Source organism: Vibrio nomapromontoriensis, from assembly GCF_050337205.1.
In the GTDB taxonomy this organism is placed as follows: domain Bacteria; phylum Pseudomonadota; class Gammaproteobacteria; order Enterobacterales; family Vibrionaceae; genus Vibrio; species Vibrio nomapromontoriensis.
In genome coordinates this window covers 18,372-35,667 of record NZ_JAKJSS010000013.1, presented here as the reverse complement: position 1 = coordinate 35,667, position 17,296 = coordinate 18,372, and the positions used below count along the sequence as shown (strand labels likewise).

At 46.1% G+C, this 17,296-nt stretch carries 15 protein-coding genes and 2 pseudogenes; 6 read left to right on the top strand and 11 right to left on the bottom strand.

Annotation, left to right across the window (positions count from 1 at the left end):
- Positions 1–152: 152 nt before the first annotated feature.
- Together greB and L4D05_RS16985 are read right to left on the bottom strand one after the other, a co-directional pair.
- Positions 153–641 (bottom strand): transcription elongation factor GreB, encoded by a 489-nt coding sequence (gene greB / locus L4D05_RS16990; RefSeq protein ID WP_428754533.1) that lies wholly within the window; start codon positions 639–641, stop codon positions 153–155.
- A gap of 60 nt (positions 642–701) precedes the next feature.
- Positions 702–1,565, bottom strand: a complete 864-nt coding sequence (locus L4D05_RS16985; protein ID WP_428754532.1) for a helix-turn-helix domain-containing protein — start codon at positions 1,563–1,565, stop codon at positions 702–704.
- A 355-nt stretch (positions 1,566–1,920) separates the two neighbouring features.
- On the opposite strand from L4D05_RS16985, the gene ompR reads away from it, so the two are divergent.
- Complete coding sequence (ompR, locus tag L4D05_RS16980; protein ID WP_428754531.1) at positions 1,921–2,640, top strand: osmolarity response regulator transcription factor OmpR; 720 nt, start codon at positions 1,921–1,923, stop codon at positions 2,638–2,640.
- A 91-nt stretch (positions 2,641–2,731) separates the two neighbouring features.
- Positions 2,732–4,054: a two-component system sensor histidine kinase EnvZ gene (envZ, locus tag L4D05_RS16975; RefSeq protein ID WP_428794737.1), complete on the top strand. Its 1,323-nt coding sequence runs from the start codon at positions 2,732–2,734 to the stop codon at positions 4,052–4,054.
- Between the two features lie 168 nt (positions 4,055–4,222).
- Here envZ and recG read toward each other — a convergent pair whose 3' ends face one another.
- The 5 genes from recG to gmk all read right to left on the bottom strand — a co-directional run bounded on the left by recG (position 4,223) and on the right by gmk (position 10,707).
- A complete protein-coding gene (recG, locus tag L4D05_RS16970) occupies positions 4,223–6,301 on the bottom strand; it encodes an ATP-dependent DNA helicase RecG (RefSeq protein WP_428794736.1) in 2,079 nt (692 codons plus the stop codon).
- 314 nt (positions 6,302–6,615) lie between these two features.
- Positions 6,616–7,302, bottom strand: coding sequence for a tRNA (guanosine(18)-2'-O)-methyltransferase TrmH (gene trmH / locus L4D05_RS16965; RefSeq protein WP_428794735.1), 687 nt, complete (start codon positions 7,300–7,302; stop codon positions 6,616–6,618).
- Positions 7,303–7,367: 65 nt separating this feature from the next.
- Positions 7,368–9,485, bottom strand: a complete 2,118-nt coding sequence (gene spoT, locus L4D05_RS16960; RefSeq protein ID WP_428794734.1) for a bifunctional GTP diphosphokinase/guanosine-3',5'-bis pyrophosphate 3'-pyrophosphohydrolase — start codon at positions 9,483–9,485, stop codon at positions 7,368–7,370.
- A gap of 106 nt (positions 9,486–9,591) precedes the next feature.
- Positions 9,592–9,864 carry a DNA-directed RNA polymerase subunit omega gene (gene rpoZ, locus L4D05_RS16955; RefSeq protein WP_250619773.1) on the bottom strand — a complete coding sequence of 91 codons (273 nt, stop codon included), beginning with the start codon at positions 9,862–9,864 and terminating at the stop codon, positions 9,592–9,594.
- A gap of 222 nt (positions 9,865–10,086) precedes the next feature.
- Positions 10,087–10,707, bottom strand: a complete 621-nt coding sequence (gmk, locus tag L4D05_RS16950; protein ID WP_265676614.1) for a guanylate kinase — start codon at positions 10,705–10,707, stop codon at positions 10,087–10,089.
- Positions 10,708–11,112: 405 nt separating this feature from the next.
- On the opposite strand from gmk, the gene L4D05_RS16945 reads away from it, so the two are divergent.
- Positions 11,113–12,483, top strand: coding sequence for an NCS2 family permease (locus tag L4D05_RS16945; RefSeq protein ID WP_265676615.1), 1,371 nt, complete (start codon positions 11,113–11,115; stop codon positions 12,481–12,483).
- Positions 12,484–12,571: 88 nt separating this feature from the next.
- Here the strand turns inward: L4D05_RS16945 and L4D05_RS16940 are convergent.
- A pseudogene (locus L4D05_RS16940) lies at positions 12,572–12,906 on the bottom strand (endoribonuclease YicC domain-containing protein); the annotation flags it as partial.
- 228 nt (positions 12,907–13,134) lie between these two features.
- Between L4D05_RS16940 and L4D05_RS16935 the strand changes: the two are divergent.
- Positions 13,135–14,010, top strand: a complete 876-nt coding sequence (locus L4D05_RS16935; protein ID WP_428794733.1) for a galactosyltransferase-related protein — start codon at positions 13,135–13,137, stop codon at positions 14,008–14,010.
- Positions 14,011–14,055: 45 nt separating this feature from the next.
- Here the strand turns inward: L4D05_RS16935 and L4D05_RS16930 are convergent.
- The 3 genes and pseudogenes from L4D05_RS16930 to L4D05_RS16920 all read right to left on the bottom strand — a co-directional run.
- Positions 14,056–14,325, bottom strand: a pseudogene (locus tag L4D05_RS16930) (glycosyltransferase family 9 protein); the annotation flags it as partial.
- A 12-nt stretch (positions 14,326–14,337) separates the two neighbouring features.
- On the bottom strand, positions 14,338–14,493 hold the full coding sequence (locus L4D05_RS16925; protein WP_428794732.1) for an Arm DNA-binding domain-containing protein: 156 nt from the start codon (positions 14,491–14,493) through the stop codon (positions 14,338–14,340).
- A gap of 117 nt (positions 14,494–14,610) precedes the next feature.
- Positions 14,611–15,477, bottom strand: a complete 867-nt coding sequence (locus L4D05_RS16920) for a YicC/YloC family endoribonuclease (protein ID WP_428794731.1) — start codon at positions 15,475–15,477, stop codon at positions 14,611–14,613.
- Positions 15,478–15,712: 235 nt separating this feature from the next.
- Between L4D05_RS16920 and rph the strand changes: the two genes are divergently transcribed.
- Entirely contained in the window at positions 15,713–16,429 is a 717-nt protein-coding gene (gene rph, locus L4D05_RS16915) for a ribonuclease PH (protein WP_428754524.1), read from the top strand.
- Positions 16,430–16,600: 171 nt separating this feature from the next.
- Positions 16,601–17,242 carry an orotate phosphoribosyltransferase gene (gene pyrE, locus L4D05_RS16910; RefSeq protein WP_428754523.1) on the top strand — a complete coding sequence of 214 codons (642 nt, stop codon included), beginning with the start codon at positions 16,601–16,603 and terminating at the stop codon, positions 17,240–17,242.
- The last annotated feature ends 54 nt before the right edge of the window (positions 17,243–17,296 follow it).

Below are 17,296 nucleotides of genomic sequence, written 5' to 3'. Positions count from 1 at the left end.
TTGACGTCTTTTTCTAATATTATCTCTTAGCTATTATTATTTCTTCGCTAATATGGTCTCTTCGCTCAGTACCAACAGCGTTCAAGCTCGCCAGTACCGAGAGCTAGTATTTAATATCTAGCATTTAAACGCAGACTTATATCATCATTTAGCTACTTGCTATTAGGCTGAGTGTAGCTGATGGCATTAATAAACCATTCCTTTGTCCCTTCTGGGGTTTCTACGGCAAACTCATCATCCACTTCTTTTTTGAGTAGCGCTCGAGCCATCGGTGAATCAATAGAAATATAACCCTTTGCGTCACCATAGATTTCTTCAGGGCCGACAATTCGAAACAGCTTGGTATCGCCTGCGTCATTTTCTATTTCTATCCAAGCGCCAAAAAACACCTTGCCCTCTTGTTGAGGAGAATAGTCGACAATAGTGACGTCGGGTAAGTACTTACGTAGAAACCGAACTCGACGGTCGATTTGTCGTAGCAGCCGCTTGTTGAAGGTGTAATCTGCATTCTCAGAGCGATCACCTAAGCTGGCTGCCCACGTCACAATCTTGGTTACTTCAGGGCGTCTCTCATGCCATAAGTAATCGTGTTCCGCTTTTAGCTTATTGTAACCCTCGCGGGTAATGAGTTTGGTTTTCATCTTAAGTCATGGTCAAAATAACAGAGTAGCTAGTGTGCCATGAAATGAAAAAACCTCAATCTATGCTAGGCAGGAAGTTCTTGTCTCGGTATTGAACTCGCTAGCGACGCGCTTTTCACGCTGTACTTTTTGGTGGTGGCTCAGTAAGGAAACGGTTCGGCCATCAGCAAAGAGTTGCTCAAAGAAAGGGTTACTATTGAGAGTATCCACATTGCATTCAAATACCGTAATATCGCCATGGTGATATTTTACCGGGATATAAATATCGGAAAGCATAGTCTTAGCCAGGGGCAAATAGGTGGCAACTAACAGTGTTTTCCCTTTGTAGAGTTGGCAGATGTAGTTGTGTACTTCATGGTAGCGAGGCTTATCAATTGCGAGGTAGTTTAATAAACACTCTTGACCCAAAGCTGTAGTACCAAAGATAGCGTGACCGATAATGCTTTGATTATGCATGACCATGACAACACGAATGTCATTGACGGCGAGGCAGTCAATCAAGGTGGATAGGCTTAGGTGTCGGTACGTATCATGGGCGCGAGTAATTTGCTCGCGATAATCGCTGGGTAATTCTTCCCATCGGTAGTGTTTGAACGCATCGATGTGGTATGAATAAATAGGATCATGACCAATAAAAAAGTCATCGTATTTGTCGACACCTTGAATAATACGTTGCTCGTCGGGTTGAAATTGGTAGGGCTGAGAGAAATAAGTCGCGACTCCGATACGGCGCATGAGGGAGGGTTGGCCATTACCATGCTCCCACTTGCTCAGCATAGGCTGATTAATGCCTTGGAACGCTCTATGTGACAAGCTCAAAGCTTCGACGAGTTCGAGTTGTGACATACCGTGAAAATTGCGCCAATATTTTAGCGTTTGAGCGAAATTTATTTTGCTGAATCGATGATCGTTATCCTGGTTCAAATCCTTTTCCCTTATTGATAGTCTGACCTACCTCTAGTGTACTTCGAGAATGTGGCGGAGAAATTTATCTCTTCACAAATGCGCATTTCGAAATGTTACAAAGGGTTAGGTGAGGAAACGGAATTAGCGACGATGTTAATCAGGTTTCTGAGTTCGTTTATGCGGTAACACAAAAAAAACAAGTCAAATATGCATGGCTTTGTGACTGGGATAGCAATCATGAGCCATAATTAATAAACGTTAACAATTCTGTGCGCAAATTTTGCCCACGAAATGTTACATTTACCTTTGATATTGATGCCGCATATCGCAGGCATGGATATGGTGATAGCTTTATTTAGTGGTGGAATCAAATATGCAAGAAAATCACAAGATTTTAGTTGTTGATGACGATGCGCGTTTGCGTGCGTTGTTAGAGCGTTACTTATCAGAGCAAGGATTCCAAGTACGCAGTGTTGCTAACAGTGAGCAGATGGACCGCCTGTTAACCCGTGAAAACTTTCATCTAATGGTATTGGATTTAATGCTACCAGGTGAAGATGGCTTGTCGATTTGTCGTCGTTTACGTAACGCCAACAATATGTTGCCTATTTTGATGCTGACAGCGAAGGGCGATGAAGTTGATCGTATCGTTGGGCTAGAAGTTGGAGCCGATGACTATCTACCAAAACCGTTTAATCCGCGTGAATTGTTAGCGCGAATCAAAGCGGTCTTGCGTCGTCAAACCATAGAAGCCCCCGGCGCACCAAGCCAAGAAGAGTCTCAGGTAGAATTTGGTGAGTTTCGTTTGAATTTAGGGACGCGAGAAATGTTCCGTGGTGATGAGGCAATGCCTTTAACCTCTGGAGAATTTGCGGTACTTAAAGCGCTAGTGACTAACGCTCGTGAGCCAATGTCGCGTGACAAACTGATGAACATGGCTCGTGGTCGTGAATACTCGGCGATGGAACGATCCATTGATGTACAGATTTCTCGCTTGCGTCGCATGTTAGAAGTGGACCCAAGCAAACCTCGTTATATCCAAACCGTATGGGGATTGGGTTATGTCTTCGTACCCGATGGTAAAGAAGCATAACGAGAAATAACGCGAAGGCTCTGGATGAATTCAGAGCCTTTTGTTTATTATACGCCTCAACCTTTCACTTTCATGCCCCAAAGGAAGTTCTATGCGATTTCGCAGCTCATTCACGCAATCCATTCTATTGTTTTTTACTCTGCTGGTGGCGAGCCAAGTTTTTTCCTATTACGCCGTGTATAACTATGCCTTGGTGCCAAGCTTGCAGCAGTTTAATAAAATCCTCGCCCATGAATTGAATTTCATTTTGGAAGACCAAGAGGCAGTGGATGAAAAGCTAGAAATGGATGCACCGTTAAGGCGCCGCGTATTAGAGCAACTGGGCGTGACCATTCACGCTAAAGATAGTGCGATGGCAAATGAGTTTCATCATGCGATGTCTATCGACTTGATGAGTGAGGAAATGAGCGATGAATTAAACTCACCAACAGAAGTTCGGCTTATCCTCGGGTCGGAAAGCTATATTCTTTGGATGCAAATCGATGCACTGCCCAATTCACTGATCCGCATTCCTTTGTCTGAATTGCAAGAGGAAGACTTTGCGCCATTGTTTAGAAACAGTCTGATCATGGCTATCTTAGTGGTGATGGGAGGCTGGTTATTTATTCGTTTGCAAAATCGACCATTAATGGCGCTAGAACATGCGGCCAAGTTAGTGGGTAAAGGTGAGATCCCGCCACCACTGCCAGAAAAAGGCGCTTCTGAAATTCGCTCGGTGACAAGGGCGTTTAACCAAATGGCCAAGGGCATTCAGGAACTAGAAGAAGATCGAACCTTACTGATGGCGGGCATCAGTCATGACATCCGTACCCCGCTAACTCGAATTCGCCTTGCCACAGAAATGATGTCGCCTGAAGACAGTTATTTAGCCGAGGGTATTATTAGCGATACGGAAGAGTGTAATGAAATTATTGGTCAATTTATGGATTACCTCAAACCGGTGAACACGCAGAACTTTGAAGCTCTCAGCTTAAATGACATTTCATCGGACATTGTTTCTTCAGAAGGCGGCTATGAGATACAGATCGACTTTGAGCCAATGGAAGCGATTAAAGACATTAATGGCAGCCCGATAGCCATTAAGCGCGCCATCACCAACTTAGTCGTGAACTCAATTCGTTATGGGAATGGTTGGGTCAAAGTCAGTACCGGCATGACCGCGGATAAAAAGTTGGCGTGGGTGTGTATTGAAGATAACGGTCCGGGCATAGAGGCTGACCAAATTGGTCGTTTGTTTGAACCGTTTACTCGTGGTGATACGGCGAGAGGAAGCGAAGGCACAGGGCTTGGCTTAGCCATTGTTAAGCGCATCATCGGGCAGCATTACGGCACGGTGAGTATTTCAAACCGCAGTCAGGGCGGGCTCATGGCTCAGGTCAGTTTCCCAGTTGTTGGTAAGAACAGCTTAAGGTAAGCCCCATACTCCAATAAGATCCCCGCCTGTTATCAGTGTTACGTTATTGGTGTTGCAATACTGGTGTGGTGCAATATGGTGTCAGAGTCATTTGACTCTGACACCAAGTTTATTCATCTCGCCCCAGGAGCCAGGAGCCAGGAGCCAGGAACCACGCCTCTTAACCCTCTACGCCTTCGCGTACCATTCTCGATCCCCAAGCCACCTATCGATGATTTTCTTCGCATTGACGGGATATTGCTCATGCACATGCCGTGCGAGTCGTTGCACTTCAGGTACCAAACGTTGATCTCGGACTAAATCGGCTATCTTAAAATCTGCCAGCCCGGTTTGTTTGGTGCCAAGTAGTTCACCTGGGCCACGGATCTCCAAATCGCGCTGGGCAATTACAAAGCCATCATTACTTTCTCGTAGCACGCCTAAGCGTTTCTGAGCCGTTTTAGACAACGGAGAGTGATAGAGCAGGACACAGTGACTTGCGACCGTTCCACGCCCGACACGGCCTCTTAGCTGGTGAAGCTGAGCTAAGCCTAGGCGTTCTGGGTTTTCAATGATCATTAAACTGGAGTTGGGTACATCAACGCCAACTTCAATCACTGTAGTGGCGACGAGAAGATGGAGCTCATTGTCTTTAAACTGCTGCATCACAGCCTGCTTCTCGGCTGGCTTCATTCGACCATGCACCAGGCCGACTTTAACATCGGGCAGTTGACGTTGCAGGTCTTCAGCGGTATCGGCCGCTGCTTGTGCTTCCAGCACTTCCGATTCATCAATAAGCGTACAGACCCAATAGGCTTGCTTGCCTTCCGTTAGGCAGGCGTGTTTGACACGTTCGATAATCGCATCTCGTTTGGTGTCGGGCAGCGCCACCGTTTGTATTGGCGTGCGACCGGGCGGCAGTTCATCAATGACCGAGGTTTCTAAGTCAGCGTAGGCCGTCATCGCCAGCGTTCGCGGTATAGGGGTCGCCGTCATAATAAGTTGATGAGGGTAATAGCCTTGCTTTGCGCCTTTCTCTCTTAGCTCCAAACGCTGGTGGACCCCAAAGCGATGCTGTTCATCAATAATGACCAACGCGAGATTATTAAACGCGACCGATTCTTGAAATAGCGCGTGAGTCCCCACCACCATTTGCGCCTCACCACTGGCAATGCGTGCTAACTCAGCCTCTTTTGCCTTGCCTTTTTGCTTGCCAGAGAGCCAGCCAACGCTAATCCCCATGGATTCAAACCAGTTGGCAAAGTTGATGGCATGCTGCTCGGCGAGCAGTTCGGTAGGAGCCATCATCGCCACTTGGTAGCCGTGCTCAATAGCACGTAACGCCGCGAGAGCTGCAACGAGGGTTTTTCCTGAGCCAACATCACCTTGCACTAAGCGCATCATTGGCGCGGTTTTGAGTAGATCCTGCTCGATTTCATTAACCACACGATTTTGAGCATTGGTTGGCGAAAACGGTAACTGCCCGAGAAGTTGCTGTTTAAAGCGCCCCATTTCTGGCAGGGCAACCGCTTTGTCTTGTTGACCTTGACTGCGCACCGCAAGCATAGACAGGTTTTGTGCCATGAGCTCTTCAATGATCAGTCGCTGCTGAGCGGGGTGCTTGCCTTCGTCAAAATCGTCGATATTAATCGACGGTGGTGGACGATGGATGGTGTGCAGGGCTTGCGTTAGGGTGATTTGCTGGTTGTATAATCCGCTGGGCAGCAGTTCGTCAACGGCACTTTTATCCATGAGTTCGAGTGCTTGGTCGGTGAGACTGCGCAATGTCAGTTGGCGCAATCCATCTGTTGTCGGGTAGACCGGTGTTAGCGTTTGCTCAAGAGCAGGGCTTCGCTCTGAAGTTTGAAACTTGTAGTCAGGGTGGATGATTTCCAGCCCTAAATGCCCTCGTTTTACTTCACCATAGGCAACGATCACTTTGCCATCCGCAAAGTTGTTCTTCATGGCTGCGGTAAAATTAAAGAAACGCAACGTAATGGTGCCATTGCCATCACTGACCTTGACCGTCAGCATTTTTTTGCGCCCAAAGCTGACATCGCTGCTCATGATTTTACCTTGAACAGACCCCCACAATCCCGCGTGCAATTTTACAATTGGGTAAATACGCGTACGGTCTTCATAGCGATGGGGTAGATGGAACAGTAAGTCCTGAACATTATGCAGACCGACCTTCGCCAGTTTTTCAGCGACCTTTGCGCCGACACCGTTGAGGGAAGTGAGAGAAATTGCGGACAACAGCTGAGCCATATGACGAACCATTACTAAATGAGATATCGATATTCAAGCATTTTACTGTCTTTTTGTACAGGAGGGAATAAGAGCGGTTCTATGGCCCTGTGGATGAAAGGGCCCTATGGATGGAAATGTTTTCATCGTGGGTGCACCTCCTTGGATGTTTAAGGTCGCTGCATCCGAGAAGGTGGTTATAGAAGGTTGCTATAAGCCATTGGATCGTGTTGGCTAGAACCATAGAACCATAGAACCATAGAACCATAGAACCATAGAACCATAGAACCATAGAACCATAGAACCATAGAACCATAGAACCATAGAACCATGTCCTATTTCTGTTGCATCTCTGCCCACCATGCTTCATCAGCAACTATCTGTCCTTGGTCATCCAGTGGTGGATAGGGAAGACGTTTCTTCTTGGCGACTTTGGCTAGAACTGGGTGACCACGCTCAAATAAAATACGGTGGATCGTTTCAGGGGGAAGTGCACTGGTGTCTCGGTGGTACATGCCTGCAAGCTGACGTTGTCGTTGCGCTTCAAATAAAATGAGAGCACTGGCGACCGAGACATTGAGCGATTGCACCATGCCAACCATCGGGATGATGATGTCTTGATCGGCGCCGTTAAGCGCGTGACCGGATATGCCTTCTTTCTCACCGCCTAAAATAATCGCTGTCGGTTTGGTGTAGTCGATTTCGCGAAAATCAACCGCGTTTTCAGAAAGGTTGGTCGCCAACACTTGCATACCTTGCTGTTTGAGTTCGCCAATCGCGTCTGATACCGAGTGATGGGTTTCGACTTCAACCCAGTTACGAGCGCCCGCTGAAGTGTGGCTCAGCGTGCGCATTTTTTTGTTTGGCCAAACGGCATGCACTTTGTGAACGCCTGCTGCATCCGCGGTACGAATGACGGCGGAGACATTGTTAGGCTTGTGTACTTCTTCAAGTAACAGGGTTAGGTCGGTTTGGCGTGCGCGAAGTACGTCTTGAATTCGGTTGTATCGTTCAAGGTTCATGATTCTGTCCAAATAAAACGGGTTCGATATGACTATCGAACCCGTTGAAGTTAACTCATTAACAACTAGTTTTTACGTCGTCTGACTCGCAACGCATGTGGCATGACACGAATACGCTTCATGATACCAGCCAAGTGCACACGATCTTTTGTCGTGAGCAGCACTGTGACGGTATACAGGCGACCATCACGTTCCTCAGTAGAGATGCCGTGAATGTTGGAACCTGTTTTTGCAATGACGTTAGTCAGATCAGCCAGTGCGCCTTGGTGGTTATGCAAATCCACTTTGAGCTCAGCAGTAAATTCTTGCTCGTAGCTGTCACTCCATTCAACCGCCATATACTTATCGGGCTCTTTTTGATGACCCCTTACGTTAGGACAGGTTTCACGGTGTACCACTAACCCACGACCTGGCGAGACATGCGCAATGATGCTGTCGTCTGGAATTGGGTGGCAGCAGTTTGCAAATGTCAGCAAAATGCCTTCGGCACCACGGATTGGCAGTCGCTTACCTGATGACGGCACAGAACTGGTCTGGGTTAATTCATCGGTATCACCCAATAGGCGTCGTGCAATGACGATACTCATGAGCTCACCCAAGCCAATAGCCGCGAGTAAGTCATCGATATTATCTAGGCGCAGATCTTTCAACACTTCGTCGATATTCTCTGGATAGATGGTATCGATAGAGTGGCGACCTAATGCATGATTGAGCAAACGACGACCGAGAACGACGGATTCTTCGCGACGCATAGTTTTAAGAACCTGACGGATCTTAGTACGAGCTCGGGACGTCACCACATAGTTCAACCAAGCGGCATTCGGACGCGCGCCCGGCGCACTGATGATTTCCACCGTTTGGCCATTTTTCAGCGCTTTACTCAATGGGTAAGGCTGACGATCAACGCGAGCACCAACACAGGTATTACCCACATCAGTATGTACCGCGTAAGCAAAATCAACCGCAGTGGCCCCAAGCGGAAGCTCAACAATGCGACCTTTTGGTGTGAAGACGTAAATCTCATCTGGGAACAGATCGGATTTTACGTTTTCAATAAATTCAAAGGAGTTACCCGCACTTTGCTGCAGCTCAAGTAGGCTTTGCATCCAGCGCTGTGCTTTTACTTGCGCCGTTGTGCCTGAGCGATCCCCATTGCCTTTGTAAGCCCAATGCGCCGCGACACCTTTGTCAGCCATCTGGTTCATGTCTTCCGTACGAATTTGTACTTCAACAGGAACACCATGAGGGCCAACCATAGAGGTATGCAGGGATTGATAGCCATTGGCCTTCGGTACCGCAATGTAATCTTTCATGCGGGCTGGACGCGGCTTATACAAGCTGTGTACCTGGCCGAGAACGCGATAACAAGTATCCGCCGTGTCCACAATCACGCGGAAGGCGTAGATGTCCATAATGGTGTGAAAGCGCTGTTCTTTGGTTTTCATCTTGTTGTAGATGGAGAACAGATTCTTTTCACGACCCAGTACGCGAACCGTCAAGCCGACTTCTTCAAGGCGACCTTCAATTTCGCTGTGAATGCGCTGGATCATTTCTTTACGGTTACCACGCGCCGACTTAACCACTTCTTTCAGAACGCGGTATCGGTTGGGATACAAGGCTTCAAAGCCGAGCTCTTCTAGCTCAGTTTTAATGTTATGGATACCAAGACGGTGGGCGAGTGGGGCATAAATTTCGAGGGTTTCGCGGGCAATACGACGCTTTTTATCTGGGCGCAGGGCACCAAGCGTGCGCATGTTATGCGTGCGGTCGCTAAGCTTTATCAAGATCACGCGAATGTCTTGCACCATAGCAAGGACCATCTTACGAAAGTTCTCGGCTTGGGCTTCTTTGCGATCTCGGAATTTAAGCTTGTCGAGTTTGGAAACGCCATCGACGAGCTCGGCAACGGTCGTACCGAATTGTTCTTCTAGCTCTTCTTTGGTGACTTCAGTGTCTTCAATAACATCATGCAGCAGCGCCGCTTGCAGTGTTTCAATATCCAAGCGCATTTCTGCGAGAATACGAGCAACCGCGACGGGGTGAATGATGTATGGTTCTCCGCTTGAGCGGGTCTGCCCTTCATGGGCATCTCTTGCTACCACATAAGATTGACGCAGAGCCTCAAGGTGAGGCTCTGTTAGGTATTCTTGGGCAACGTCTTTAAGGCTATCGAATAGGTACAAATTGTAGGCCCGAAAGTCGATGGAACTCGAACAGTGTCATGGCTTAAAGGGCAGATAACGACGAGTGACGATCTAACCCTTTAGGCTTTAAACTATTCGGTTCGAATTAACGGTTGTGAGCGATGCTGCTAACAGCGGCTAGCTCAGCTGCTTCTTGCTCTTGCTGTTCTTGGCGCTCGCGAGCATCAAGAACTTCTTTCGTGATCAAACCTTCTTCGATTTCGCGTAGTGCGATAACCGTAGGCTTATCATTTTCTTCTGGCACTAATGCGTCTTTACCACCGATTTGCATTTGACGTGCGCGGCGAGACGAAATAAGAACTAGGTCGAAGCGGTTACCAACTTTTTCAACAGCGTCTTGAACAGTTACGCGTGCCATAAGAACTCCAATAATTAACTAAATTTTAGATGACGAGAAAGTATACAGGCTAATGGGAGTGGATACTAGATCACAAATGATCCCAAAATAGCCCGATGCCTATTCATTTACCCGTATGTTGTTGACGAGTATCGAGTACGTCGCTGACAAGTATATAGATAAATGAGGGTTTTATAACCTGATCATTACGTTATGAATGATCAAGGTAGGCTTAACTTGCTATTAAGATAGCAGCGCGTCGAGCATACCTTTGTACTTTATGGTCTGTTTATCTTGCTTCAAACGTTCAGCACGTAGAATGGCTTTGAAGTCGATCAGCGCAACATCAAAGTCGTCATTGATAATGACATAATCGTACTCAGCGTAGTGTGATATTTCTGACTTAGCTTCACTCATACGTTTGGCAATGACTTCATCACTGTCTTGACCACGAACGTTTAGACGACGCTCTAGCTCACCATTTGATGGTGGCAAAATAAAGACACTCTTCGCTGCTGGCATTTGCTCACGGATTTGACGTGCGCCTTGCCAATCAATATCTAAGAAGACATCAATCCCTTTATTTAAGGTTTCTTCAATCCAAATTCGCGAGGTGCCGTAGTAGTTACCAAACACTTCGGCGTGTTCGAGAAAGGCCCCTTGCTCAATCAGAGATTCAAAATCGCATTTTTCAACAAAGTGATAGTGAATGCCGTGCTCTTCACCTGGGCGCATGTCGCGAGTCGTGTGCGAGACCGATACCTTCATAGCATACGTCGGATTCGTCTCCAGCATCGCTGAAATCAAGCTTGATTTACCTGCTCCGCTCGGTGCGGAAACGATATATAAAGTGCCTTTGCCCATAGGTGTGAGTCCATAGTTCAGGATTAATAATAGAAACGTACCGTTAGCCACGCTTCACCATATAAATATAGTACCGACTGAAGTTGTTGAAAAATCAGTCAGAAAAATGGAGGCGAAGAGTAGCATAAGTTGGGGGTTTTCGACAAGTGACAGAGCTTGACTGCTCAATGAGCGGCTACATGGAAAAGCAAAAGAGATGATAAGGATAAAAGGTAAAAAAGGGTAAGGTTTGCGGCAAACGATTGCTTATTTATCAAGGTGTTGTTTTTTAAGAGATAAAAAAGATTACAAAAAAGAGCGAAATTGATTGAATTATTCACGCAGCTGATTAAAATCCGCGCCAACTTTTCAAGTTTAGTTGATGAACTGAACGACTTTTCTCAATCAAAGTAAGCAGGTTTTATCGTGAGTGTTGATGTAGCAGGCAAAAGCCCAGCGAAAACTTCGTTAATTGAAACAACGTTTAAAATTTCTGAGCGTAAATCCACTATTGGTACCGAAGTGTATGCCGGATTTATTACCTTCCTCGCGATGAGCTACATCCTCGCTGTTAACCCAGCGATTTTAGGTGACATACCGGGTATGGATAGAGGCTCTGTCTTTACTGCTACGGCATTGGCGGCAGGTATTGCGACTCTAATTATGGGCGTGTTTGGTAACTATCCAGTGATGCTAGCACCGGGCATGAGCATGAACGGCTTCTTTAAAGGCATGCTATTAAGTGGCTCTGTTGCACTGGTTTGGCATGAAGCGTTACTGGGGATTTTCTTTTCCGGCGTTATTTATCTGATTTTGTCGATGACAAAAATACGCAAAGCGATGATTGAGTCTATCCCAGAAGATTTAAAACTCGCGATTACCGTTTCTCTTGGTTTGTTTATTGCTTTCCTTGGTCTAAAGAATGCGGGAATTATCGTTTCAAACCCATTTATTTTGGTCAGTATGGGCGATATTTCAGACCCTAAAGTGATCATCGCTTACATCAGTATCTTTGTGGCGCTTGGCTGCATGGTGCGTGATATTAAGTTAGCGACCTTCATTTCGTTTATCTCCGCGATTGTTCTAACGGTATTAGCCGATACCTTCATGGGTACATCAAACGCCCCATTGCCAGATCAATTAGTGTCGATGCCGCCGAGTATGGCAGGCAGTTTTGGCGCCATTTTTGATATTTCGGGCTTAACGGCAGAAAAGATGTTCGATCTGCTGTTTATCGTCATTATCTTCCTGATTGTCGATTTCTTTGATGGATTGAGCACCATTGTTGGTGTCGGTAAAGACGCGGGCATCATCGATAAAGACGGCAAAGTGCCGAATGCACGCTCTGCACTCGTGGCTGATGCTGGTGGTACGGTAATTGGTTCTATTTTGGGCACCACGTCTATTACCGCATTTTCTGAATCGGGTATTGCTTCCTCTCAAGGCGCAAGAACGGGCTTAGCTGCCGTGGTTGTAGCGGGACTTTTCTTCCTATCCCTGTTCTTATACCCACTGTTCTCGGTATTCTCAGCAGCGATGGTTGCCCCTGCAATGGTGGTTGTGGGTATTTATATGATTGGTCGACTAGGGCAGATTGATTGGGAAAAGAAAGAATCCCGTATCGCGGCCTTCTTTACCATCATGTTCACCGTGTTGAGCTTCTCACCAGCCAACGGCATGGCGATGGGCTTTATTAGTTACGCCTTTACCATGGTTGTCGCCGGCAAGCGTAAAGAAGTACACCCAGTTATTTTTGTACTGTGCGCGCTGTTTATGACGTATTTGTTGTTGCTGTAGCGTGAGTTATAGCTTTAGCGCTAAACGTGACCCAATAAAAAAGCTGGCATCATAGATGCCAGCTTTTTCGTATTTACCAGATAACGGATTATTCAATGTTCTGAATTTGCTCACGCATTTGCTCGATAAGAACTTTAAGCTCAACGCCCGACGCAGTGATATCTGTGCTGATGGATTTTGATGCCAGCGTATTCGATTCACGGTTGAACTCTTGCATCATGAAGTCTAAACGACGGCCCCAAATCCCGCCTTTTTTCATGATTGAGTGCGTTTCTTTAACGAGAGAGTCTAGGCGGTCAAGTTCTTCATCGACATCAGATTTTGCGCCAGAAGAATCAGCTTTTGCTCAGCGCGAACCTTCACGATTTCTTCTGTGATAGCATCTAGTCGTGCTTTATTGATGGTATCCATGTCCTGCTCTGGAAAGCGGAAGTATGTTTCAAGATAACGTTGGTTCACAACGTGTTCCTGACAGGTTATCTAACATAACGAGCATCATATAAATAGGGCCTCTGTAAGTGAGTGCCGAGGCTCGTTGCGATGCGTCAACACAGTACTTTTGTGTGCACAAGCGTGCTATTATTCGTTAATCTAAACAACGTGAACATTTGGCTTGTTGTAAAATAATTGCAACTAGATTGGAGTTATCATATGAAGTTAATTAATAAACTTCTCCCGTCATCTAGGTTACGAGAAGATCCTGTACAGCATAAAGGAACGGAGCGCTATCAGCCTACACGACTGCATAATGTAAAATTGATCCCTCCCGTTAAAAATAGAATCTTGGCTTACCGTAAGAAGGCGGATTGTGAATTTAAGCTTGAGTCAGGGAAAAAACTATCTGTTATCGTACCGTACCGTGATAGAAAAGAGCATTTAATTAAGTTTGTTCCTGCCATTTCAAAAGTATTACAAGATCAAAGTATCGATTTTGAAATTATTATCGTAGAGCAGTATAACGATAAACCGTTTAATATCGGCTCACTTCGTAATATAGGTTGTTTGCATGCTGATGGAGATTATTTTGCTATTCATGATGTAGACTTCTTACCAAAAGGGATTGATTATCGCTGCCCTAGTCATCCGTTAAGACTACTCACACATACTTATGATGAGGAAGGAAGTAAGATAGATACATGGGGGGAAGACTATTTTAGTGGTGTAATGCTGATTACAAAAGAGCAAATGACACTGGTAAATGGTTATTCTAATTTATATATGGGTTGGGGATTTGAGGATGATGATTTTTTATTTCGTTTCTTGAATGTTGGATTGGTTCCTTTTTTCGACACCGAAGGAAAGTTTATATGCTTGCCCCACATATCAAATAACCCCCACCTTAGTGGTGTAGATGATAAGATTGCCAAATCTAGGTTGCAAGCAAATAAAGAACGATATAGTCGTGTTAAGCGAGATATAGACTCTTCGGATTGTGATGGACTAAGGCAGTTGGTTTATCAAATCATCGATGATACAGCTGAAAATATCGACGGGCTTCCTTATAGATTAATCAAAGTTGATTTTTAATCAGCAGATGAAATTAGCCTAGTGCTATATTATTACATAATAACATCACGAATTTAGGGTTGTTCTTTCAAACATTGAAATAACATCAGCGGCCTTTATGCGTTGCATCGCTTCTATATCTTTAACGCGAGCACGCCAGCACAGTTAGGCGCTTTGTTTGCCAGTTTCTGCTTGAATAGCTTCTTCATAGGTAGAAACCACAAAGTCTTGATAATTATGTGGGCCTGTTCGTTTGGGGTTATGATGGGCATACAACCCAATTACTGGGTTGTTCATCGCATTTGCCATACGAGTGGGCCCTGTATCAGGGGCGATTTGAATGTAAAATCAGAAACAGGTAAAGCGTAGCATCCAGCTTGCGCTACCTGATGCCTGAACCACTAGGTATAAGCCCTCGCCATCAGTATAGCGCTGTGTTTTCTTGCCACCAGTCTTAATGAGCGCTTCTACTTTCCTAACATCAACTTCCCCATAGCCCACCACATCAACCACCAGTTGGTGGTGGTTAATTGCGTATTATAGAATACCGTAGTGGAAATGCGCTTGGTGTAAGTTGTTGTATTTTAATTGCTTGAATGCAATAGGATACAATCTGAACTGTTATTCAATATTCTGGATCTGCTCACGCATTTGTTCGATAAGAACTTTAAGCTCAACGCCCGATGCAGTGATATCTGTGCTGATGGATTTTGATGCCAGCGTATTTGACTCACGGTTGAATTCTTGCATCATGAAGTCCAAACGGCGGCCACAAGCCCCGCCTTTTTTCATGATTGAGTGCGTTTCTTTAACGTGAGAGTCTAGGCGATCAAGTTCTTCTGCAACGTCAGATTTCTGCGCCAATAAAATCAGCTCTTGCTCAACACGGCCTGCGTCTAATTCTACTTTGGCATCTTCAAACTTACCTAGTAGGCGCTCACGTTGCCATTCAATGATTTCAGGCATACGAGTGCGCACTTTGACAACTTCGCTTGTGATGGCTTCTAGGCGTTGGTCAATGAGGGCTTTCATATTGCTGCCTTCGCTTGCACGCGCATCAATGAAGTCGCTTAATGCGGCTTCAAAGCCTGTGAGCAACTCTTTGTTGATGGTATCCATGTCTTGCTCAGGAGTTTCCATCACACCGGGCCAGTTCATGACTTGGAATGGGTTAAGACGGCTTTCTTCACCCGTTAGGCTCATCACTTGTTTTGCCGCATTGATAACCTGAGTGGCAAGTGCTTCGTTGATATTAAGCTCGGTCTTTGCAGCAGGGTTGGCTTCAAAACGTAGGTGACACTCAACTTTTCCACGTGCTAAGCGCTTACGGAAGCGCTCACGAAGTACAGGTTCAAGGCCTCTAAACTGCTCTGGAAGGCGGAAGTAGGTTTCGAGGTAACGTTGGTTTACTGAGCGGATTTCCCAAACGGCGCTGCCCCAGTCACCTTTAACTTCTTTACGAGCGTAAGCGGTCATGCTGTAGATCATGAAATGATTCCCTTGGATTCAATAAATGTGTTCAAACTGCACTCATGGTAGCACAGTTTAAAAAGATGGCTCTAGGTAAAAGACGGTCCTAGGCCCTTGGGGTCAAGCGAACTATCTTCTACCAAGGACCAAGGACCAAGGACCAAGGACCAAGGACCAAGGACCTAGACCCATACTCCCTTCTCCGCTATAATCTTCGCCCAACCAAATCCCTCCCTTACTGAAGGTAATGTCCATGCGTCCAAATGACCGCGCAGCAGAGCAAGTGCGCCCAATAAAAATTACTCGCAACTATACTGCTTATGCTGAAGGCTCTGTTCTTGTCGAGTTTGGCAATACCAAAGTGTTGTGTAATGCCACCGTGGAAGAAAATGTTCCGCGTTGGTTAAAAGGCAAAGGTAAGGGCTGGGTAACCGCTGAATACGGTATGTTGCCACGTTCAACGCATTCAAGAATGCGTCGTGAAGCAGCAAGCGGTAAGCAAGGCGGCCGTACCATGGAAATTCAACGCCTGATTGCTCGTAGCTTACGTGCAGTGGTTGATCTTGAATCAATGGGCGAAATCATGGTCACCGTTGACTGTGATGTTATTCAAGCGGACGGCGGCACTCGTACTGCGGCGATTTCTGGCGCAAGTGTGGCAATGGCGGATGCGTTTGCTCACTTGGTGAAGAAAGGCTCCCTGAAAGCGAACCCAATGAAGAGCCACGTAGCGGCAGTTTCGGTAGGCATTCTTGGTGAAAACATTTTTTGCGACCTAGAGTACGTTGAAGACTCAGCAGCCGATACCGATATGAATGTGGTGATGACTGAAGATGGTCGCATGATTGAAATTCAAGGTACCGCAGAAGGTGAACCGTTCTGCCATGAAGAGTTAATGGCGTTGCTGGAGTCGGCGAAAAACGGCATTGCCGAGATCGTCACCGCTCAGAAGGCGGCGTTAGAAGATTAGTATTTGAATGGCTCCCGTAAGGGGGCTATTTTTTTGTGCATAACGTACACTGAATAACTGTTAAAAAGATAACCGTCATCCTCACGAAAGTGAAGATCGTCCAAAGCGCATGACTCGCTTTGGACGATTCCCTTTTCACGGGGATGACGAACACAACAAAAGAGAGAAAACATGAAAGCATACCAGCGTGATTTTATTGAATTTGCCCTAGAAAAAGAAGTGCTAAAGTTTGGTGAGTTTACCCTTAAGTCAGGTCGTAAAAGTCCTTATTTCTTTAACGCTGGTCTTTTCAATACAGGTCGTGACCTTGCCCGGTTAGGCCGTTTCTATGCGGCAGCATTGGCTGACTCTGAAATTCAATATGACGTGCTATTTGGCCCTGCGTACAAAGGCATCCCTATTGCGACGACAACAGCCGTAGCGCTAGCCGATCACTACGATGTGGACACGCCTTACTGCTTTAACCGTAAAGAAGCGAAAACGCACGGTGAAGGCGGCAGTTTAGTGGGCAGCCCACTAGAAGGTCGTATTATGCTGGTGGATGACGTAATCACTGCAGGCACAGCGATTCGTGAGTCGATGGAAATCATTAAAGCCAACGGTGCTGATTTAGCGGGTGTATTGGTTGCGATTGACCGCCAAGAAAAAGGCAAAGGTGAGTTGTCTGCGATTCAAGAAGTAGAGCGTGACTTTGGTTGTGCGGTCATTTCGATTGTGAGCTTAACGGACCTAATCACTTACCTAGAAGACAAAGGCGACAACGCTGAGCATCTTGAAGCGGTGAAAGCGTATCGTGCTGAGTACGGTATTTAATCTGGCGCTACGGTTGAATCCGCTGTTATGGTTTAACCCATAGCTAAGGTTTAA